This is a genomic window from Paraburkholderia sp. CHISQ3, assembly GCF_030464945.1.
Lineage (GTDB): Bacteria > Pseudomonadota > Gammaproteobacteria > Burkholderiales > Burkholderiaceae > Paraburkholderia > Paraburkholderia megapolitana.
The window spans coordinates 298,605-322,855 of sequence record NZ_JALPRG010000001.1; the positions used below are offsets into that span (position 1 = coordinate 298,605).

Consider the following 24,251-nt stretch of genomic DNA (forward strand, 5'->3'; position numbering starts at 1 on the left):
CCTTGCATGTGAATCGACAGCATCTGACCATCACCATTGATAACGCGCGGTGCCGAGAACCGTCCGCGTCGAACCCCAGAAACATACGGACGAGAGGTTACAGTAGGCGATGTACTCGCGGTTGAACAGGTTGTTGACGTTCAACGCGAGCGTCCAGTCCTTCAGCGTGTAGTGCGCGCCGAGATCGACGAGCACGCGCGACGGCACCTGGAACGAATCGAACTGGTCGCCCTCGCTCTGGCTCACATAGCGCACACCCGAGCCGAAGCCGAAGTTGCGCAGCGGCCCTTGATGGAACGTATAGTCGGCCCACAGCGCGGCGGTGTGGCGCGGCGCATAGGTCGGGCGCTTGCCGTAATTGGCCGTCGTGCTCTCGGTGACGATCTGGTTCAGGTACGAGTACGACGCGATCAGCTTCACGTTTTCGGTGACGTTCGCGTGCGCTTCCATTTCGATACCGCGCGAGCGCACCTGGCCCGTCTGGATCGAGAACTGCTGATGCTGCGGGTCAGTCGTCGAGACGTTGTCCTGCGTCAGGTTGTACGCCGACAGCGAGAAGTAACCGTCGAAGCCCTTCGGCTGATAACGCACACCGGCTTCGACCTGCTTGCCGGTGGTCGGCGTGAACGCCGCGCCGCTGTACGTCGAACCGAGGATCGGCTGGAACGACTTCGCGTAGCTGACGAACGGCACGATGCCGTTGTCGAACTCATAGGCAAGACCGGCGCGGTACGTGAACGCGTGATCGTTCGCGTGATTGAGACCTGTCGGAGGGAACGAGCCGGCCGGCGAAGTGAACTGCTGGTTCGTGCCGACGAAGTCCTCGCGCAGGCCGACTGTGAGCACCCAGTTGCGATAGCGCGCTTCATCCTGCAGATAGAGACCCACCGTGCTCGACGACCAGTCGCCGCGCTGGTTGGCGGTGATCGTCTTCAGACCCGAGACGTTCGGATTGAAAATGTTCACCGTACCGGCAATGCCACCGCCGTAACTGTCGCCGAGCAACGTACGTTGATAGTCGAGGCCGAGCAGCACCGTGTGCTGAACCGGACCGGTCGCGAATTTCGCCTGACCGTGCGTATCGACTTCGAACTGCGAGTAGTGTTCGTCGTCGGTATTCGACCACAGGTACACCGTGCGATTGTCGGCCGCGGGCGCGCTCGTGATCGAGGTCTGGTAGTAGCGCTCGTCGATGTGCAGATAGCGCAGGTTCTGCGAAATGCTGAAGGTGTCGTTCAGGCGCTGGTCGAACTGGTAGCCGAACCAGTACTGCGTGCGCTGCATGTCGTCGGTATTCGGATTGCCGAAGTACTGGCCCGGGCTGATGTGGCCGTTCGGGTTCGAGATGATCGTGCCGCTCGCGGTGACCGGATTGAACAGACCACCGTTCGGATCGCGCTGGAAGCTGCCTTGCAGCGTGAACGTCGTGTCGCGGTTCGGACGCAACGTCACGGACGGCGCGATTGCGATGCGCTGGTCCTTGATCGCGCTAACCTGGGTTTCCGCCGTGCGGCCAATACCCGTCACGCGATACAGCACCGTGCCGGCCTCATCGACCGGACCGCTGAAGTCGAAGCCAAGCTGGTAGTTGTCGTGATTGCCGGCCTGCATCATCACTTCGTGATACGGCTCTTCGGTCGGCAGCTTGCTTACGTAGTTGACGAGACCGCCGGGGCTACCTTGCCCGTACAGCACCGACGCCGGTCCGTGCAGCACTTCCATGCGTTCGAGGAAGTACGGATCGATACGCGGTGTCGCGAAGCGCGGCGACTGGTACAGATGCAGCCCGTCGAGGTACGAATCGAGATCGAAGCCGCGGCCGCGCAACTGGTCGAAACGCACGTCGGTGCCGTCCTGGGTGTACACACCCGCGCTGTAGCGCAGCGCCTGATCGATGGTCTGCGCGCCGAGGTCGTCCATCTGCTGGCGCGTGACGACCGAGATGCTCTGCGGATTCGTGATCAACGCGGAGTCGGTCTTCGTGCCGGTCTTCGAGCGTTTTGCGACGTAGCCGACACCGGGGCCTTGCGGGTTTTGCGCCGAACTATTGACCTTGATCGCCGGCAGCGTGTGCGAGTCCGTCGCAGTCGCCGACACGGACGAAGCACCCTTCGCCGGTGCCGGCGCGGTAGCGGCAGGCGCGACCTCCTGCGCCCGCGCGGCGAGCGCCATGACGCCGAGCATCAGCGCGACGTGACCCGGCCGCAAACGCAGCCCTAAAGACTTTCCGACCTGTTGCTTCCTCATTTTTTTTGACTTCCCCGATTGAACCGATAACGAGCCGGCAGCGCCGCCGATGAGAGTTTTCCGATGGGTTTTTGCGATAAACGCTGCATATTAATACAAACGAGAATCAATATCATTCAAAATCAATAAAACCCCTGAGGGCAGTGCAGCAATTCGAGCAAACGCCCGCCAGTAAAGGGGTGGCGGCAAATCGAAGCTAGCCTGGAAGGGGCGGCGAACCCGCGTTCGCCGCCCCTTCCCGTCTTCTTTTCCGGTTCAGGAGAACCGTGCGACCAGCGCGTCGAGCAACGCCGGGTGATGGACGATGCTCGTGTGTGTCGCGTCGACCGGGTGGTCGACCGTGCGTCCCGTGGTCTGCTGCGCCCAGTCCATCCGGCGACGCGGATCGGCGGTATTGCGCAGCGCACGCCACACGTGCAGATCGGTAGCGACGTGCGGCAGCACGTGCTGCTCGAGCAACTGCGTGTGCAGTGCGTCGGCGGCGAATGCGGCGCCGAGTAACGACGACGTTGCGTCGAGTGCCGTGCGTGCGTCGGTGGTCGCCGGATCGTCGTCGGGCGATGTGTCCGACTCCGCGTCGCGCTCCCAATGCGTCGCCGTATCGACGATGCCGACAAACGACACGTCGCGACCGCGTTGTGCGAGCAGCGCGGCCATGGCGATCGCGAGCCGGCCGCCAAACGACCAGCCTAGTAGCGCGAGCGGGCCCACCGGCTGCACAGCTTCGACGCTTGCGACGTAATGCGCTGCAAGTGCTTCGAACGTGTTGCCGTGCCACGGCGCATCGCGCAAACCAGGTGCCTGGATCGCGTGCAGCGTGGCGCGGCCGTTGAGCGCGTGCGCGAGCGTCCTGTATTCGCCGATCATCCCGTGCCCCGGATGCGGACAGAACAACGTATGCGGTGCGCCGAGCGCGTTGAGCGGCACGACCGGCCGCAACGCGGTCCGCGACGAAGCGGTGCTGCGCAACCATTGCGCCAGTGCTTCCGGCGCGGGTGGTGCAAACGACGCTTCGAGCGACGCGCGTTCGATCCAGCTTGTCATCACACCATCGTTGACACCGCGTGGATCGATGGACAGCGGGATAGCTGGGCGTGTCGCCGGTTCGTCCGCGTTCGCAGCGGCTGCGCACAGATGATCGAGCGTCGCGGCAAGCGCTGCGTCGAACGCCGCCACGAGTTTCGCGGCGAGCGTATCGGACACGTGTTGCGGCGCGTAGCCCCACGTCAACTCGAGCGAGTCGCCGGCAATCCAGCCGTTCACGTCGAGCGCGCGATCCGGCGGCAACGCCGATGCCGCGACCGCTTCGCCCGACGATTCGCCCGCAAAGTCGAAACGGCTCGCCGACTGGAACGTCTGGTCGAAGCGGCCCAGGTAGTTGAAGCTGATCTCGGGCACCGGCAGCGCGGCAAGCGCCGCGTGGCTCGCGGCATCCGCGCCGTTGAGCAACAGCCCCCAGTTCAGGCCGCGCCGCGGCACGCTTGCGAGTCGCTCGCGCACGCGGTGCAACGCTTCGCCAGGCTCGCCGTGACACGGCAACGCAACCGGGTACTGCGTCGTGAACCAGCCGACAGTACGGCTCAGATCGACACCGTCGATCACATCCTCGCGGCCGTGCCCTTCGAGTTCGACCAGCAGTTCACTACGGCCCGTTTCGCTCCCGACAACGCTTGCCAGCACTGCGAGTAGTACTTCGTCGACGCGCATGCGGTACGCGCGCGGCGCCTCGCGCAGTAGCGTCGCGGTGCGTTCGGGCGAAAGCTTCCACGATAGTGTTTTCTGCGGCGTGGCCGTCGGTGTAAGCGGCGCAAACACGGGACCGCTGCGCAGCGACGGTGTATCGAGTGTGGCTTGCCACCACGCGAGTTCCGCGACGCGATCGGCCTGGCCTGCGTAGTCGTGCACGCGTCGTACCCATGCGCTCCATGAGGTCGACGGTGCGGGTAGTGTGACTGTCTCGCGACGTTCGGCCTGTGCGTACGCCGTCTGCAGTTCCTCCAGCAGTACGCGCCACGACACGCCGTCTACGGCGAGGTGGTGGATTGCTACTAGCAGCCTTGTTTCTTGTTGCGTTGTCTCGAAGTAGCCCACGCGCCACAGCGGACCTTCCGTCAGGTTCAGGCTCGACTGCACACGTTGACCTGCTGCGTCGAGTTCTTCCAGCGTGGTGAGTGTTTCACGATGGATCAGCGTGTCCTCTGCTGCTGCCGCTGCGGGAATCACCCGCTGGCGCCAGCCCGCTTCCGTCTGCACGAAGCGCAGCCGCAACGCATCGTGCCTTGCGCCCAGTGCGCTGACCGCCTGCTCCAGCGCCTGCGGATCAAGCTGCCCCTCCACCTTCAGCAGCACCGACTGGTTCCAGTGCGACTCGCCCTGCGGGTACCGCTCGAAGAACCACTGCTGGATCGGTGTGAGCGGGAGCTCCGTGGTGATCTCCGCGTCGTCCTGTGCGCCTGCTTCGACCGCTTCGGCCCGCAGCGCCAGCCGCTCCACCGTCGGATGCTCGAACACCTGACGCGGGGTGAGCTTCAATCCTGCCTCCCGCGCCCGCGCAATGATCTGCAGGCTCTGGATCGAATCGCCTCCCACCTCGAAGAAGTTATCCGTCACGCCCAGATCGTCGCGACCGAGTACCGCCGACCAGATCGACAGCAGGTTCGCTTCTGTTGTATTGCGTGCGCCCACCTGCTCACGCTCGCGTGCCTGCGGCGCAGGCAGCGCCGCGCGGTCGAGCTTGCCGTTAGGCATCGCCGGCAGTTTCTCCAGCACCGTCAGCGTCGACGGCACCATGTACGCCGGCAGCTTCTGCTCCAGTTCGCGCTGTACGACGTCCGTGTCTATATCACCCGCGATATAACCCGCGAGCCGTTGCCGCTCGCCCGCTCCCACGACGATCACCGCCGCCTCGCGCACGCCCGCGCACTGGCGCATCACCGCCTCGATCTCACCCAGTTCGATACGCTGCCCACGCAGCTTCACCTGCTGGTCCAGACGTCCGAGGAACTCCACCGTGCCATCTGCCCGCATCCTGCACAGGTCGCCACTGCGGTACTGCCGTGAGCCCGGTTCGCCGTACGGATCCGGCACGAAGCGCTCCGCTGTCTGGGCTGCCCGGCCCAGATAACCGCGGGCCACTGTCGGCCCACCGATGCACAGCTCGCCAAGCCCGCCCGCCGGTGCCGCATCGCCGAACGCATCGATCACGCGCGCCGTGCGACCCGGGTACGGTTTGCCGATCGGCACCGTCACCTGCTGTACGTCCTCTGCCACCGTCTCGCGGTACAGCGCGGCCACCGTCGTTTCCGTCGGCCCGTACAGGTTGTCCAGCCGGATCCCGCCGAGCGGTCCCGACTGCCAGCGGCCCAGCGCATCGCCCGGTAGTGCCTCGCCACCGACTGTCACCTGGCGTAGCGCCAGCGACTCGCGCGCCGGCGCCGAGCGCTGCCACTGCTGCCACAGCGCGGTCGGGATACGCGCAAACGTCACCTGACGCTGCACCAGCCGGTCGCTCAGGCCCTGCAGGTCCCACGGCTGGACGCCACGCATTTCTACCGTGGCGCCCGTCAGCAGTGCGGGCAGCGTTTCGTGCAGTGCGACGTCGAAGTTGATCGTCGACGAGTGCAGCACCGTATCGGCGGAGGTGATGCGATACGTCTGCAGGAAGTCCTGCAGGTGGGTCCATAGCGAGCCGTGGCTCACTGCTACGCCCTTGGGCTTACCGGTCGAGCCTGATGTGTACAGCACGTAGGCCAGCTGGTCCGGGTGCAGTGTCACAGCGGGTACCGTTCCAACAGCGCCGTCAAACGCCACCGGCACCACTTCACAGCCCGCCAGCACGTCGGCTACCCGCTCTGCACTCGCGTCATCGGCGAGCACCTGCACGATCCCCGCATCCTCAATCATCTGCGCCAGACGCGCGGCCGGATACTCCGGATCGAGCGGCACGAACGCACCGCCCGAGCGGATCACGCCCAGCAGCGCCGCGAGCATCGCCGGGCCGCGCGTCACGCACAGCCCCACGCGCGTTTCGGCACGCACGCCGCGCGCGACCAGGCGGGCAGCGATTGCGCCCGACCATGCGTCGAGTTGCGCGTAGCTCAGCGAAGCGTCTTCGCAGCGCACCGCCACGGCATCCGGTGAGCGCGCAGCCTGGGCACTTAACTGCTCCCCGAGCGAGGCAAACGCGTACTGCTGTGCAGGCTGACCTTCACCCACCGAGCCTAGCGTCAACGCCCCCACCCGCCCCCCCTCTCCCGCCGCCAGTTGCTCCAGCACCTCAACGTAATGCACCGACAACCGCTCGATCGTCGATCGATCGAACACATCAGTCGCATAGTTGAACATCAGCTTCAGCCCGCTGCGATCGTCGACCACGTTCAGCACGAGATCGAAGCGCGCCGTGTCTGTACCGCCTTCCTCGGCTTCGACGGTCACACCCGGCATCGTCGCCGCAGCTTCATTGCCGCCCGCCTGCTCAAGATTGAACATCACCTGAAACAGCGGCGAGCGGCCAAGGTCGCGCGCAATTTTCAGCTCGTCGAGGATGCGGCCGAATGGCACCGTCTGATGCGCCTGCGCTTCCAGCACGCGCGTATGCAACGTATCCAGCAGCGCATCGAACGGCAGTGCGCCATCCACTTCCGCTTCGATCACCAGCGTGTTCACGAAGTAACCGATCAGCCCTTCGGTCTCGCTGCGATCGCGCCCTGCCGAAGGCACGCCGATCCGCACATGCCGCTGTCCGCCATAGCGATGCAGCAGCACCGCATACGCGCCGAGCAGCAACGTGAACAGCGTCGTACGGCGACCGCGCGCGCGTTCGCGCAACCGGCCCGTCAGCGATGCATCGACATCGATCCGGCAACGTCCACCATCGATGCCGCGCACCGCATTGCGCGGACGGTCGAGCGGCAGTTCGAGCACCGGCCGATCGCCGCCGAGCTGCTGCGTCCAGTACGCGAGATCGCTCTCGATCGTGTTGTCGAGCCATTCGCGCTGCCATGCGGCCACATCGCCGTAATGGATCGACAGCGGCGGCAAAGCCGCAGCGATATCCGCGGCTTCGCCCTGGCGCGCCGCGCGATACAACGCGACCAGCTCGCGCACCAGCAGCCCCTGCGACCAGCCGTCCGACACGATGTGATGAGTGGCGATCAGCAACGCGTGACGCTCGCCACCGAGTGCGACGAGACTCGCGCGTAGCAACGGCCCGGCGGAAAGATCGAACGGCTCGCGTGCCAGCTCACGCAGCGTGTCGCGCAACGCGTCCGGATCGTCGAGCGCAATTTCACGCCAGCTGTAGCCGGCCGTCGCATCGATCCACTGCGACGCGACGCCCTGCTCTTCGACGAACCGCGCACGCAACGCCCCATGCCGCGCGACAAGCGCCGCCATCGCACGACGCAACGCGGGCGCATCGAGCGCGCCTGTCAGCCGCACCGCGCGCGCGAGGTTGTACGCGGGGTTCTGCGGATCGAGCTTCCACAAAAACCACAGGCGCTCCTGCGCATGCGACAGCGGATAGCGTGATGCGTGACTCGAAACGAGCGGCACCACCGGCAAGCGCGCGGGATCGATTCCCTGCTGCTGTGCCTTCTCGCGAAAGAGACGTCGCCGGTCTTCCGGCAACGCCGCGTATTTCCGCGCGATTGCATAGGCGCGCTGCTGCGCGGACGCGTCGGCGGGTTGGTCCGAAGTCACGGAACTCGCGGAATTCGCAGAACCCGCGGGTTTCGCAGAATCCGCGTCGCCGGACGTGCGGCGGTCAAGCGTCAAGGTTGTGTCACTCGGCATGGTTCGAAGCACATGCGGTACACCGCATGTGCAAAGTCAGTGGGTCGGATGGATGAAGCGCGTCTGGCATCGCTATGTGCGTCATGTCAGTCCAGTGCATCGAACAGATCGTCGAGCGCCTGCATGTCGGCATCGCTGTCGGCCTCGCTTGCACTCTGTTGAGTGTTCACGTTATGCGCATCGAGCAGCGCGCCGAGCGAAGCAGGCGTCGGGTGTTCGAACAGCGACTTGAGTTCGACCTTGCGTCCTGCGCGCTCCGACAAGCGCGCCACGACACGCACGGCCGCCAGCGAATGCCCGCCAAGCGCGAAGAAATCGTCGTGCGCACCGACCCGCGCGACGCCCAACATGTCGCCGAACAGTTGCGCGACGAGCCGTTCGTTGTCGCTGGCCGGTTCGACCCACGATGCGTCGCTCGCGACTTCGAGCCGCGCCAGCGCGTTGCGATCGAGCTTGCCGTTCGCGGTACGCGGCAGCCCGTCGACCCGATGCAGCGCCGCCGGAATCATGTACGTGGGCAGTCGTCCCGCGAGCATCCGGCGCCAGTCGTCGGGCAGCGCATCGCCCGCACTCACGACGTAACCGACGAGCCGTGCCTCCGCTCCGCCACTCGCCGCAACGAGCGTCACCGCCGCGTCGAGCACGCCTTCGTGGCTGCGCAACACCGCTTCGATCTCGCCCGGTTCGATCCGGTAACCACGCAGCTTCACCTGCTGGTCGACGCGACCGAGGCAGTCGAACGTCGCATCGGGCCGCTCGCGGCTCAAATCACCGGTGCGATACATGCGGGCACCCGGTGCGCCCCACGGATCGGGCACGAAGCGCTCCGCCGTTAGACCCGGCCGGCCGAGATAGCCGCGCGCGAGATTCTCGCCGCCGATACACAGCTCGCCGGTGCCGCCCGAGGGCGTCGCCTGGCCACTCGCATCGACGATGCGCAACGTGGTCGCGTGCAACGCACGGCCGATCGTCACCGGCACGTGCGCGGGCACCCGGCCGCCGGTCGACCAGACCGTGGTCTCGGTTGGACCGTACATGTTCCACACTTCGACGCCGCGCGCATTGAGCGCTTCCGCGAGATCGGGCGGCAACGGCTCGCCGCTCGCGAGGCCGACGAGCTTGCCGCTTGCCGGACCTGTCCAGCCTGCTTCGAGCAGCAGACGCCAGCCGCTCGGTGTCGGTTGCAGAAACGTTGCACCGCTGCTGTCGATCAGGCGCGCGAGCGCAGCACCGTCGCCAGTTGTCGCGGCATCCGCGAGTTCGATGCACGCACCGCTCACGAGCGGCAGACAGAACTCGTTCAGCGAAATATCGAACGATGCGGTCGTCACCGAGAGCAGCACGTCGTCAGGTGTGAGCCCAGGCACGTGACCGACACTCGTGAGCAACCGGTCGAGCGCACCGTGCGGCACACCAACACCCTTCGGCCGACCGGTCGAACCGGACGTGTAAATCACGTACGCCAGTTGCTGATCGACGAATGGCAATGCAGTGCGTGCAACCGTAGCAGGCGGCACGTCGTGCACATCGCCAACATCGATCGCGATGCGCCCGTCGAGCAGCGCACCGAGCCGTTGCGTCCCATCGGCATCGGTCAGCACGCGCGTCACGCCCGCATCGACGAGCATGTGCTGCAGACGATCGAGCGGGAACGCCGGATCGAGCGGCACGTAAACCGCACCGCTGCGCCACACCGCAAGCATGCTGGCGAGCATCGCCGGCGCGCGACGCATGCACACGGCCACGCGTTCTTCACGCGCAACGCCGCTGTCGCGCAGTCGTGCATCGAGCGAGACCACCCAGTTCGCAAGCGCGGCGTAATCGACCGACGTCTCGCCCTGACGCACCGCGATACGTTGCGGCGCGCGGGCGGCCTGTTCTTCGAAGCGCGCATGCATCGGCTTGAACGTGTAGGCGGGCAACGCCTCCGGTTGCATCGCATCGTGCGGCACCGCGAGATCGCCAAGCCAGCGCGGTGTGTCGTCGCTCAGTTGAGCGAGCAGTGCAACGTACTGCCGCTGCAATGCTTCGACCTGGGCGCGCTCGAGCCGTCGGTTGTCCCAGCCCCAATGCAGATCGAGCCCGTTCGACGGCAAGATGGTCAGCGTCAGCGGATAGTGCGTGCGCTCCACGGCATCGACACCGTCGATGCGCAACGCGTCCTGCGCAGGCGTTCCCGAACGCGCGGCGACCGGGTAGTTCTCAAACACGACGAGGCTGTCGAACAGCGCATCGCCGCTGCGGCCCGCCCACTGCTGCAACGACGACAACGGCGTGTGCTCGACCTCGCGCATCTGCGTGTTGTAGTCCTGCAAGGAACGCAGCCACGCGGGCACGCTTGCGTCTCCAGGCACGCCGATAAACACCGGCAGACTGTTGATGAACAAGCCGAACATCTCGTCCGAACCCGCAAGCGCTGTGGGTCGCCCCGACACCGTGACGCCGAACGCAACCGACCGCTTGCCGCCAAGCCGCGCGAGCAGCACGGCCCACGCGCCCTGCATCAGCGTGTTGAGCGTCACCTGATGACGCTGCGCGGCACGACGTACGCGCGCATCGAGTGCGGCGTCGAGCGTCACCGTGAATTTCTGCTGCACGTTCGTCGCCGTCGTGTCGGCCTGCGGTGCGGCGAGACTACCGGTGAGCGTCGCGGCATCGTCGGCGGCCGCGAGACGTTCGAGCCACCAGTCGCGCGGATCGGGCTGCTTCGCGAGCCATTCGACGTAGCGTCGATACGGCGGTGGCGATGCGGGCGCGGTCTTCGCACGGCTCGCGTCGGTGCGCTGCGTTCTGCGTTCGTAGTCGTCGAGCACTTCGGCGAAGAGCCGTGCGCCGCTCCAGCCGTCGGTCAGCACGTGATGATGCGTACGCACCAGATCGTGGCCGCCATCGGGACGGCGGAATACGTTGATGCGCATCAACGGTGCGCGCGAAGGTTCGACGCCCGCTGACAGATCTTCTGCGCGCCATGCAGCGAGACGTGCGTCGTAATCGGCAAGATCCGACACGTCGCTCCAGTCGTGCATCGCGAACGGCAGCACCGCCTGACGCTCGACGATCTGCAGCGCGTTGCCGCCATGCCGCCATTCGAAGCGCGTCCGCAGCATTTCGTGGCGCGCCACTGCCGCCTGCCATGCGTCGCGCAGTGCGGCTGCATCGAGCGGTCCGCGCAGCGTCAACTGCAGTTGATTCAAGTAGACGCCTTGCCCCTGCTGCAACTGGCTGTGATACAGCAGTCCTTGCTGCAGCGGCGTGGCAGGGTAGATATCGGCAACCCCGCCGAGTGCGAGATCGAGCGACTGCAACTGCGCCTGGTCGAGACCGGACAGCGGGAAATCCGACGCGCTCGCGCCAGGTGCTGCGACGACGCAATGCGCGATCATCGCCAGCACTTCGCGATCGAACGCGGCGACGAGTCGTTCCACTGTCGCACGATCGATTCGCGCCGGATCGAAACGCCAGCGCAGCACCAGTTCGTCACCGCTGACAAGGCCGTTCAGATCGAGCGCGTAGTCGAGACGCGCGGCGTCGCCGAGGCTGCTGCCCGCCCGTTCGGCGCTGAATGCGAAGCGCGAGTCTTCATCGAGCGACTGGTCGAAACGGCCCAGATAGTTGAAGCTGACCGGCGCGCGACGCTGACCTTGTGCGGCATCGAGCCAGCCCCAATGCATGCCCTTGTTCGGCACCGCGCGCAGGCGCTCCTTCACTGCGACGAGCGCGGTCCCCGCGATGGCCTGTTTCGCCGGCAACGTCACCGGGAAGCGTGTCGTGAACCAGCCGACGGTACGGCTCAGATCGACACCGTCGATCAGATCCTCGCGACCATGTCCTTCGAGTTCGATGGCGATTTCATCGAGGCCGCTCCACGCGCCGAGCGCCTGCGCGAGTGCGGCGAGCAGCAGTTCGTCGGTGCGCGTGCGATAGGCGCGCGGTACGGTTTGCAGCAGTTCGCGCGTGCGGTCGGCGGCGAGCGTCCATTCGATCGTTTCGCTGTCGGCGATGCGCGTGTTAGCCGCGGGGAGCAAGGGTAGATGTGCGGCGTCGAGTGCTTTCGATACCTGCTGCCATTTTTCGGCTTCGGCTTGTACCGCGGGGGTGTGCGCGTAGTCGTGCACGCGTCGTACCCATGCGCTCCATGAGGTCGACGGTGCGGGTAGTGTGACTGTCTCGCGACGTTCGGCCTGTGCGTACGCCGTCTGCAGTTCCTCCAGCAGTACGCGCCACGACACGCCGTCTACGGCGAGGTGGTGGATTGCTACTAGCAGCCTTGTTTCTTGTTGCGTTGTCTCGAAGTAGCCCACGCGCCACAGCGGACCTTCCGTCAGGTTCAGGCTCGACTGCACACGTTGACCTGCTGCGTCGAGTTCTTCCAGCGTGGTGAGTGTTTCACGATGGATCAGCGTGTCCTCTGCTGCTGCCGCTGCGGGAATCACCCGCTGGCGCCAGCCCGCTTCCGTCTGCACGAAGCGCAGCCGCAACGCATCGTGCCTTGCGCCCAGTGCGCTGACCGCCTGCTCCAGCGCCTGCGGATCAAGCTGCCCCTCCACCTTCAGCAGCACCGACTGGTTCCAGTGCGACTCGCCCTGCGGGTACCGCTCGAAGAACCACTGCTGGATCGGTGTGAGCGGGAGCTCCGTGGTGATCTCCGCGTCGTCCTGTGCGCCTGCTTCGACCGCTTCGGCCCGCAGCGCCAGCCGCTCCACCGTCGGATGCTCGAACACCTGACGCGGGGTGAGCTTCAATCCTGCCTCCCGCGCCCGCGCAATGATCTGCAGGCTCTGGATCGAATCGCCTCCCACCTCGAAGAAGTTATCCGTCACGCCCAGATCGTCGCGACCGAGTACCGCCGACCAGATCGACAGCAGGTTCGCTTCTGTTGTATTGCGTGCGCCCACCTGCTCACGCTCGCGTGCCTGCGGCGCAGGCAGCGCCGCGCGGTCGAGCTTGCCGTTAGGCATCGCCGGCAGTTTCTCCAGCACCGTCAGCGTCGACGGCACCATGTACGCCGGCAGCTTCTGCTCCAGTTCGCGCTGTACGACGTCCGTGTCTATATCACCCGCGATATAACCCGCGAGCCGTTGCCGCTCGCCCGCTCCCACGACGATCACCGCCGCCTCGCGCACGCCCGCGCACTGGCGCATCACCGCCTCGATCTCACCCAGTTCGATACGCTGCCCACGCAGCTTCACCTGCTGGTCCAGACGTCCGAGGAACTCCACCGTGCCATCTGCCCGCATCCTGCACAGGTCGCCACTGCGGTACTGCCGTGAGCCCGGTTCGCCGTACGGATCCGGCACGAAGCGCTCCGCTGTCTGGGCTGCCCGGCCCAGATAACCGCGGGCCACTGTCGGCCCACCGATGCACAGCTCGCCAAGCCCGCCCGCCGGTGCCGCATCGCCGAACGCATCGATCACGCGCGCCGTGCGACCCGGGTACGGTTTGCCGATCGGCACCGTCACCTGCTGTACGTCCTCTGCCACCGTCTCGCGGTACAGCGCGGCCACCGTCGTTTCCGTCGGCCCGTACAGGTTGTCCAGCCGGATCCCGCCGAGCGGTCCCGACTGCCAGCGGCCCAGCGCATCGCCCGGTAGTGCCTCGCCACCGACTGTCACCTGGCGTAGCGCCAGCGACTCGCGCGCCGGCGCCGAGCGCTGCCACTGCTGCCACAGCGCGGTCGGGATACGCGCAAACGTCACCTGACGCTGCACCAGCCGGTCGCTCAGGCCCTGCAGGTCCCACGGCTGGACGCCACGCATTTCTACCGTGGCGCCCGTCAGCAGTGCGGGCAGCGTTTCGTGCAGTGCGACGTCGAAGTTGATCGTCGACGAGTGCAGCACCGTATCGGCGGAGGTGATGCGATACGTCTGCAGGAAGTCCTGCAGGTGGGTCCATAGCGAGCCGTGGCTCACTGCTACGCCCTTGGGCTTACCGGTCGAGCCTGATGTGTACAGCACGTAGGCCAGCTGGTCCGGGTGCAGTGTCACAGCGGGTACCGTTCCAACAGCGCCGTCAAACGCCACCGGCACCACTTCACAGCCCGCCAGCACGTCGGCTACCCGCTCTGCACTCGCGTCATCGGCGAGCACCTGCACGATCCCCGCATCCTCAATCATCTGCGCCAGACGCGCGGCCGGATACTCCGGATCGAGCGGCACGAACGCACCGCCCGAGCGGATCACGCCCAGCAGCGCCGCGAGCATCGCCGGGCCGCGCGTCACGCACAGCCCCACGCGCGTTTCGGCACGCACGCCGCGCGCGACCAGGCGGGCAGCGATTGCGCCCGACCACGCGTCGAGCTGCGCGTAGCTCAGCGAGGCGTCCTCGCAGCGCACTGCTATTGAATCCGGTGAGCGCGCTGCCTGCGCGCTCAACTGCTCGCCCAGCGAGGCAAACGCGTACTGCTGTGCGACCTCCGCTCCAGCAGAAGAACCCAGCGTCAACGCCCCCACCCGCAAACCCTCTCCCGCCCCCAACTGCTCCAGCACCTCAACGTAATGCAACGACAACCGCTCGATCGTCGATCGATCGATACGCTCGCCATCCCACGCCCATTCAAGCGAAATCCGTTCGCGCGGAATGATCGATAGCGCGAGCGGGTAATGCGTCGGGTCGACCGATTCGGTCGCGCTCACGCGCAGTGCGTCGTCTTCACCGCGCGCAGCCGGATCGACCGGATAGTTCTCGAACACGACGAGGCTGTCGAACAGCGCATCGCCGCTACGGCCGGTCCACTGCTGTACGCGCGAAAGCGGTGTGTGCTCATACTGACGCAGGTCGGTCAGATCGCGTTGCAGGGTGCGCAGCCAGTCGCCGACCTGCGCATTCGGATCGACGTCGATCCACACGGGCAGCGTGTTGACGAACAGACCCAGCATCTGCTCGACACCAGGCAGATGCGCGGGACGTCCCGCGAGCGTCGTCCCGTATGCAATGCCGCGGCGATGTCCGTAGCGCGCGAGCACCACAGCCCAGGCGCCTTGCATCAGCGTGTTCAGCGTCACCTCATGACGGCGCGCGACATCGGTGAGACGTTCGCCAAGCGATGCATCGAGCGCACGGCGTACCGCATGCGCGCCCGGTTCGATGACCGCGGGCGCGCCGAGGCTCGAGGTGAGCGTCGCCGGTTCTTCGATCTGTGCGGCGCGCTTGCGCCACCATGCTTCGGTAGCGGCATCGTCGGCCGACTGTTGCAGCCAGTCGACGTAGCGGCGATACGGAGCAGGCGCGACGAAGGTCGCCGGCGCGGGACTCGCGCCAGCGGTCCGCGAACGATAGTCGCGCAGAATCTCGCCCAGCAGTTGCGCGACGCTCCAGCCGTCGAGCAGCAAGTGATGATGTGTCCACACAAGGTCGACCGTCTGCGCATCGCGGATAAACAGCGCAGTGCGCATGAGCGGCGCCACATCGAGCTCAATGCCGGCAGCGAGATCGCGCTCGCGCCACTCTGTCAGACGCGCGTCGTAGTCGGTGGCCGCCGACCAGTCGTGCACCGCGAACGGCAGCACGAGCCGACGATGCACGATCTGCGAAACAGACGAACTGCGAGTCGAACTGCGAGTCAAACCATGCCGCCACTCGAAGCGCGTACGCAGCACCGCATGACGCTCGAGCGCTGCCTGCCACGCGGCTTGCATTGCCGCGCGATCGAGCGGTCCCGTCAGCGTCAGACGCAACTGGTTCAGGTACGCGCGCTGCTCCGGTTCCGCGAGCGCGTGATACAGCAGCCCGGTTTGCAGCGGCGTCGCTGGATAGACGTCCTCGATGTGCTCCGGTGTCAGACCGAGCGCACGCCACAATTCGCTGTTCGCGCTACGGTCGTTATCGGGCAGCGCCACAGTCGCGACTTGCGTCGACATCTGCGCGGCTTTCGCGAGCCGCTCGACGGTGGGCTCTTCGAATACCTGACGCGGCGTCAGATGCAGCCCTGCTTCGCGCGCCTTCGCGACAATCTGCAGACTCAGGATCGAATCGCCGCCGATCACGAAGAAGTTGTCGGTCACGCCAATGTCGTCGCGGCGCAGCACGTTGCGCCACACTGCGAGCAGCGTTTCTTCTGCGGGCGTGGACGGCGCGACTGCGGCGCTCGTCGTGACCACCGTTTCGGGTGCCGGCAACGCACGCCGGTCGAGCTTGCCGTTCGGCGTCAGCGGGAAGCGCGCGAGCGCGACGAACGCGGACGGCACCATGTGAGCGGGCAGTCGCGCGGACAACCAGGTTTGCCAGTCTTCGGCGTTGCCCTGTGCGTCCAGATCCGGGTTGATCGGGACCACATACGCAACCAGCCGACGATCGCCACCGGCCGTATCGAGCGCAAGTACCGCTGCCTCACGCACATCCGGATGCACCAGCAGCGCCGCCTGGATTTCACCGAGCTCGATACGGAAGCCGCGAATCTTCACCTGATGATCGTTGCGGCCAAGATATTCGAGGTCGCCGTCCGCGAGACGCCGCGCAAGATCGCCCGAGCGATACAGCCGCGCGCCGGGCACACCAAACGGGTCCGGCACGAAGCGTTCGGCCGTGAGCGCCGCGCGGCCCAGATAGCCACGCGCGAGCCCCGCGCCGCCGACGTGCATCTCGCCGCTCGCGCCGAGCGGCACGCGGTTCAGGTCGGCGTCGAGTACGTGCAGCGTCAGATCGTCGAGTGCTGCGCCGATCACGCTGCGCGCATCGCGTAGCGCGGCCGCATCGATGTCGCGATGCGTGACGTGCACGGTCGTTTCGGTAATGCCGTACATGTTGACGAGTGCGGGCAGCACGCCACGTGCGCGCGCCCCGTCGGCCCAGCGCACGAGCGCCGCCGGATCGAGCCGCTCGCCGCCGAAGATCACGGCGCGCAGCGAATCGAGCGTATTGTTTTCGTCCTCGTGGATCAGTTGCGTGAACGCGGACGGCGTCTGGTTCAGCACCGTCACGCGCTCATCGCGAATCAGGCGATGGAATGCGGCAGGTTCGCGCGCAGTCCAGTGCGGCACGATCACAAGACGACCGCCGTGCACCAGCGCGCCGAAAATTTCCCACACCGAGAAGTCGAATGCGTACGAGTGGAACAGCGTCCATACGTCGTGCGCATCGAATGCGAAGCGCGTCGCGGTTGCATCGAAAAGCCGCGCGACGTTGCGATGCGTGATGCCGACGCCCTTCGGCAAGCCGGTCGAACCGGACGTGTAGATCACGTACGCAAGCTGCTCAGGATGCGGCGCACGGAAATCGACGCCGGCGGATGCCGTGAGTTTCCTATCACGCAGCGCGTCTGCATCGAGCGTCACATGCGCGGCGAACAACGCCGCGTGCTGCTCAAGGCTCGCCACATCGGCGACGATCGGACCGAGCTGTGCGTCGCTGACGATATGCGCGAGACGTTCGGCGGGATACGACGGATCGAGCGGCACGTAGGCCGCGCCCGCACGCAGAATGCCGAGCAACGCGGCGACGAGACCCGCCGAGCGCTGCATCGCGACTCCGACACGCGTTTCCGCGTGCACACCATGCAGCTGCAGTTCAACAGCAATGGCGCGCGACCACGCATCGAGTTGCGCGTACGTAATCTGCGTAGCGCCGTCGCTGAGTGCAACCGCATCGCCATGCTGCGCCGCCTGCTCGATGAAGCGCGACACGATGTCGAGCGGGTCTTTCCGGTCGTGCACTACGGCCTGCGAATCCGCTTGTTCTGCCAGCTTGAACGATGCAAGCGGCGTATGCGACGCCGCACTCCATTGCGTCAGCAAGCCGACGAAATTATTTGCAAGCCGATCGACCGTCGTCGCATCGAACACGTCCTGCGCGTACGTCAGCGTCAGGTCGAGCGCACCGTCATCCGCGGTTTCCGCGATGTTCAGCATCAGATCGAACTGCGCCTCGCCACTCTCGACCTCGCGCGGTGTGACGCGCAGGGCGTCGCCGAACAATGCGCCGAAGTCATGGCGCTGCTGATGATTGACGAGCACCTGGAACAGCGGCGTCTGCGCAAGATTGCGCTCCGGCTGCGCCGCATTCACGACGCTCGCAAACGGGACATCCTGGTTCGCGTGCGCGGCCAGCAGCCGCTCGCGCACGTCGTCGACGAGGCGCTCCGCGCGCATCTCGCCGTCCGGGGTCGTGCGGATCACCACCGTGTTGACGAAGAAGCCGACTACATCGGCGGCACCCGGCGCATCGCGGCCCGCGAGCGGCACGCCGACGCGAATGTCGCGCTGCCCCGAGTAGCGATACAGCAGCCCGTTGAACGCGGCCAGCAGGGTGATGAACAGCGTCGTGCGACGTTCGCGCGACTGGGCACGCAGCGCGTTCGCGATGTTTGCAGGCACACGGACGCGTGTCCTTGCACCGCACACGTAGCGACGCGCGCCGCTACGGGTACGGTCATACGGCAGTGCGAGCACGTCGTCGCTGCCGGATTCGGCCGCGAGCGCATTGCGCCAGTAGGCGAGCTGCGCGGCGTCACGCCCATCGGCAAGACGGGCGGCCTGGGCGCGCAACACGTCGCGGTACGCGGCATCCGCTGTGGCATTCGCCGCGACAGGTTGCACCGCGCCGTTCAACCGACGGCGATACGCCGCGGCGAAATCCGCGAACAGGATACCGACCGACCAGTCGTCGCTGACGATGTGATGCAGCACCAGATGCAGCACGTGACGATCCGCTGCGGTACGCAGCAGCGTCGCGCGAATCGGCGCATCGACGGTGAGATCGAACGGCTTGCGTGCGAATTCGGCGAGCTGTGCATCGAGTGCGGTCGCCACATCTTGCTGATCGAGCAGATCGGCGACCAGCAGCGCACAACGGCTCCCGGCACCGATCGTCTGATACGGCACACCCTGCGTTTCGCCGAAGCGCATCCGCAGTGCCGGATGACGCGCGACCAGTTCGTCGAGCGCGCCTTGCAGCGCGGCCACATCCAGCGCGCCGTCGAATTGCAGCGCACCGTTCACGTTGTACGCGGCGCTGTGCGGATCGAGTTTCCACAGGAACCACAGGCGTGTTTGCGCCGCAGACAACGGCAGATCGGCAACGTCTTTTGTCGCTTCCGCAGCAGGTACAACCGCTGTGTTCGTATCGCCGGTGCGTTGCGCATCGCGCACACTCGCCGCAAGATCCGCCAGCACCGGTTGCTCGAACACCGCACGCAGGGTCGGCGCATGGCCGAACGTCGCACGGATCGCTGAAATCACCCGTACCGCGAGCAGCGAATGACCGCCGAGCAGGAAGAAGTCATCGTGTGCGCCGACGCGCTCGACGCCCAACACCTGCTGCCAGATCGATGCAAGCGCGGCTTCGGTGGCATCGCGCGGCGCAACGTACGGCGCGCCAGCCGCGCCATCTTCCGGCGCAGGCAACGCACGCCGGTCGAGCTTGCCGTTCTGCGTCACCGGCAGACTGTCGAGCAGCACATACGCCGACGGCACCATATGCGCAGGCAGCGTACGTGCGGCGAACGCACGCAGTGCATCGGCAGTCAGCGCGGAACCCGCGGCCGGCACGATCCACGTAACGAGACGCTGATCGCGCACGAGCACTACAACGTTGCGCACCTCGGGATGCGTACGCAGCACCGCTTCAACTTCACCCGCTTCGATCCGGAAGCCACGCACTTTCATTTGACTGTCGTTGCGGCCGAGATAGTCGATGTCGCCGCTCGCCAGACGTCGCGCGACGTCGCCCGAGCGATACACGCGTGCCCCCGGCGCGCCGGCAGGATCGGGCACGAAGCGCGCGGCCGTCAGCCCCGGCCGGCCGAGATAACCGCGCGCGAGCCCCGCACCGCCGACATGCAGTTCACCGGCCGCACCGACCGGCACCGGCTCGCCGAACGGATCGAGCACCGTCAGCGTCAGGTCCGACAGCGGACCGCCAATCACGCTCGGCGCCTCGGCACGTACGATATCGCCGCGCCCGAGGGAGCGGAACGTTACGTGCACGGTCGTTTCTGTGATGCCGTACATGTTGATCAACGCCGGCACTGGAATGTCGTTTTCTTCGCGTGCCACAAACCAGTTGGCAAGCGCGGGCGGATCGAGTTTCTCGCCGGCAAAGACGACGTAGCGCAGCGTATCCATCGTCGCAGACGGATCGCGCCGCGCAATCTCCGCATCGATCTCGCACAACGGCATGAACGCCGACGGCGTCTGGTTCAGCACAGTCACGCTCTGCTCGCGCAGCAGGCGTTGCAGCGCAGGCGCATCGCGCGCGATATCGTGCGGCACAACCACGAGCCGGCCGCCGTGCGTCAGCGAGCCGAACAGCTCCCACACCGACACGTCGAACGCATACGAGTGGAACAGCGGCCACACATCGGACGACCCGAACGTATAGAAGCGGTCGCCTGCGGTGAAGAGGCGCGTCAGGTTAGCGTGCGTGATACCGACGCCCTTCGGCCGCCCGGTCGAACCGGACGTGTAGATCACATACGCAAGCTGCTCCGGATGTGGCACGCGGTCGATTGCGACGTGCGCATGCTCGCCGTTCCGATCCGCGGACACCGCGTCGATCAGGTCGATGCCCGGTACGAGCGCTGCGAAGCGCGCACGTTCCGCATCGGTGGTGACGATCGCATCGAGACCGGCGTCGAGCGCGATGTCGCGCAACCGGTCGTCCGGGTAAGCGGGATCGAGCGGCACGTAGGCCGCATCGGCACGCAACACGCCGAGAATCGCGGCGACGAGCGCGGGCGTGCGGCCCATGGCGATGCCGATACGGCGTTCGCCGTCGCGGCGCGTTTTCGTAACGACCGCCGCGCAGGCGCGCGCGATGCGCGCGGACCACGCGTGCAGTTCGCTATACGTCAGCGTCGATACGGCGCCGTCCGGCTGCGGGAACACCAACGCCACCGCATCGGGCTGCGCGCCGACCTGCGCGGCGATGCGTGCGAGCGCGGGTTCGAAGGCGAACTGCGCGGGCGGTGCATCGGTGGAAGCTTCTACGTCGAGCGCGATGTCGCGCAGACGGATCGGCGTAGCGTTCGCGTCGTGCGCTTCATGCGACGTAGCCAACGCCGCCGCGATCCGGTCGAGTGCGGCATCGACATGACGCGCAAGCCGCGCAATGCCGTCGGCCTCGATGCGTGTCGCGTCCCAGCGCCACTGCATCGTGAGACCGTTCGCACCGGCGGCCGCATCGCGTGGAGCGACGACGAGTGTCAACGGTAGATGTGTGCGGTCCAGCGCTTCGACTGCGCGTACACCGAGCGCCGCGTTCGCGGCATTGACCGCTTCGTCGAGTGGATAGTTTTCGAACACGACGAGGCTGTCGAACAGCGCATCGCCGCTCAAACCCGTCCACTGACGCAGGTTTGCGAGCGGTGTGTGCTCCACTTCGCGCAGCTCCGCATTGCGGTCCTGCAACGCGGCGAGCCACGTGGCGAGCGGCGCATCGGGTGCGACGTCGACCCACAGCGGCAAGCTGTTGATAAACAGACCGACGATCTCCTGCGCGTCCGACAGATCCGCCGGGCGGCCCGATACGGTCGTGCCGAACACGACCTGCGGGCGACTCGCGAAACGCGACAGCACGAGCGCCCATGCGCCCTGCACAAGCGTGTTGAGCGTCACGCGCGCGCGGCGGGCAGCATGCAGCAGCGCCGCGTGACGCGTCGCACCGAGTTCATGCGTGAGCAGACCGGGGGCATGGTCGCTGTCTTTGTGCCCGGCCGCGCCGGCCTTCGAGACCGCCGCATGGAAATCCGGACCGAGTGCGTCGACGAGCCGAGCGGGGTCGTCGAGTGCGGCGAGACGCGCGCGCCAGAAGGCGCCCGTGTCCGGTTGACTGCGCAGCCATTGCACGTAGTTCGCATACGGTGCGCCTGGCGTTTGATCGGGCGTCTCGCCCGCGACGATCGCACCGTACGCGCGTGCGACATCCGCAATCACCTGTGCGGTGCTCCAGCCGTCGGTCAGCGCGTGATGGTGTGTCCACAACAGATCGCAGGCGCCGTCGGCACGCGTGAACACGTCGACGCGCATCAGCGGTGCATGGACTGGATCGAAGCCGCGCGCTGCTATCGCATCGCGTGTGGCGGCGAAGCGTGTGTCGTATTCATCAGCGGCGAGTGCGATGGTGTCATGCACGTCGAATGCAATCGTTGCATTGCGTTCGACCACCTGCAGCGGTTCGCCACCGGCCGGCCAGAAGAAGCGCGTGCGCAGCACCGGATGTCGCGCGACGACCGTTTGCCACGCGCGCCGCATATCGTCGATACGCAGCGCGTCGAGGGTGAGCCGCAGTTGTCCGATGTACAGACCCGGCACGCTGTCGAGCATGCCGTGGAACAGCAGACCCTGCTGCATCGGCGTCGCGGGATAGACGGCTTCGACGGTGTCGCGCGTCACGCCGGCTTGTACGAACCATGCGTCGTCGGGGCGGGCTTGCGGTGCAGAGGGTGCTGCAACGGCAGGCGTCGCCGTCATCGGTTGCGCAATCCGCGCCGCCGCTTCGATCGTCGGATGCTCGAACATCTGCTTCGGCGTCAGTTTGAGCCCGGCGCGGCGCGCCTTCGCGATGATCTGCAGACTCAGGATCGAATCGCCGCCGATCTCGAAGAAGTTATCGGTGACGCCGATGTCGTCGCGCTTCAATACCTGTTTCCAGACGTCGGCAAGCGTGCGCTCCGCGTCGTTGCGCGGCTCGACATGCGTCGATGCGGCGACATCGTTCGTCGCCGCGGACGTGACCGTCCCTTCGGCCGGCAACGCCGCGCGATCGATCTTGCCGTTCGCCGTGAGCGGCAACGCGGCCAACACCATGATCGACGACGGCACCATGTAGTCGGGCAGATCGGCGGCGAGGGTTGCGCGCAGCGTGTCGCCATCGAGCGGCACCGACGACGTCACGTAACCGACGAGCCGCAGCGGCGCATCCTCGCTGTCCGCACGCGCAATCACGATCGCATCGCGTACGCCGTCCGCCTGGCGCAAACGCGCCGCGATCTCTTCGGGCTCCACGCGGTAGCCGCGAATCTTCACCTGATCGTCGATCCGTCCGAGGAACGCGTACTCGCCGCTCGGCAACCGGCGGCTGCGGTCACCGGTGCGATAGACGCGCGTGCCGTTGCCTTCGGCATCGGGCACGAAGCGCTCGGCGGTCAGCGACGGCCGGTTCAGATAGCCGTCGGCGACACTCGCACCACCGATGCACAACTCACCGGTCGCGCCCTTCGGCACGCTGTTGCCGTCCGCATCGACAACCCGCGCATGCACGTGCGCGAGCGGCGTGCCGAGCGGCAAGGTCGCCGAGCGGCTTGCCACACCGCTGCGCGTGAGTACACCGACCGCCGTTTCAGTCGGCCCATAGTGGTTGATCAACCGGCACTCGGGCCGCAGTTGTGCGATGCGTTCCGCAAGGCGCGTCGGCGCAGCCTCGCCGCCGACCAGCAGACAGCGCCCCGGCAACACCGCTTCCGGCGACTGCGCCTGCATCAACGCGTCGAGATGGCTCGGCACGATCTTCAGCAGGTCGATGGCCTGCGTCTGCATGTACGCGGCGAACGCATCGGGATCGGCTGCGACCTGCGCGTCGATCAGATGCAGCGTCCAGCCATGCCACAGCGCGCCGAACAGCGCGGTGTGGCCGAGATCGGCAGCGGGCGTCGACAGGTACGCCGCGCTGCGGATGCCTTCCGGCAGCCGCTCGCTCACGCCTTGCAGATACGCGGACAGAGCACGATGGCTCAGCACGACGCCCTTCGGCCGGCCGCTCGAACCCGACGTGTAGATCACGTAGGCGGGCCACGCAAAGGCGCGCTCGTCGGCGGCATCCGCGGCGAAGGTGTGAGTGACATCGGATTGCGACGCGCGGGTCGCCGCGGGATCGAGCGTGCGGACACCATCGGGCAGCCAGCCTGCCACCGACGCGTCGCTCGCGATCACCGTACGCGCACCGCAGTCCTGCGCCTGCCAGCGCAAGCGCGCGGTGGGCAGCGCCGGATCGAGCGGCACGTAGCAGGCACGCACGCGCCACACGGCGAGAATGCTCGCGACGAGTGCCGCACTACGCGGCAGCGCGAGCGCAACGCGCTCGCCGGGCTGCGTGCCCGCGTCAGCGAGCGCAGCCGCGAGGCGGCCGGACCATGCCCATAGCGTCGCCCAGTCGAGCGCGCCGTCGGTGTCGACGAGTGCAGTCGCAGCAGGCGTCTGGGCCGCTAGCCGCGCCACGCGCGCGGGCAGAAAGTCGGTGTCGAATCGATAGTCTTGCATGATGTCTCTACTCTGGATTCCGGT

General features: G+C 66.4%; 3 protein-coding genes. All 3 read right to left on the minus strand.

Features of this window, described 5'->3' with window-relative positions; all coding sequences use genetic code 11:
• Nucleotides 1-30: 30 nt before the first annotated feature.
• The 3 genes from M0D65_RS01335 to M0D65_RS01345 all read right to left on the minus strand — a co-directional run bounded on the left by M0D65_RS01335 (nucleotide 31) and on the right by M0D65_RS01345 (nucleotide 24,227).
• Complete coding sequence (locus tag M0D65_RS01335; RefSeq protein ID WP_266250562.1) at nucleotides 31-2,247, minus strand: TonB-dependent siderophore receptor; 2,217 nt, start codon at nucleotides 2,245-2,247, stop codon at nucleotides 31-33.
• A 255-nt stretch (nucleotides 2,248-2,502) separates the two neighbouring features.
• Nucleotides 2,503-7,947: a non-ribosomal peptide synthetase gene (locus tag M0D65_RS01340; protein ID WP_266250564.1), complete on the minus strand. Its 5,445-nt coding sequence runs from the start codon at nucleotides 7,945-7,947 to the stop codon at nucleotides 2,503-2,505.
• A 179-nt stretch (nucleotides 7,948-8,126) separates the two neighbouring features.
• A complete protein-coding gene (locus M0D65_RS01345) occupies nucleotides 8,127-24,227 on the minus strand; it encodes a non-ribosomal peptide synthetase (protein ID WP_266250566.1) in 16,101 nt (5,366 codons plus the stop codon).
• Nucleotides 24,228-24,251: the final 24 nt, after the last annotated feature.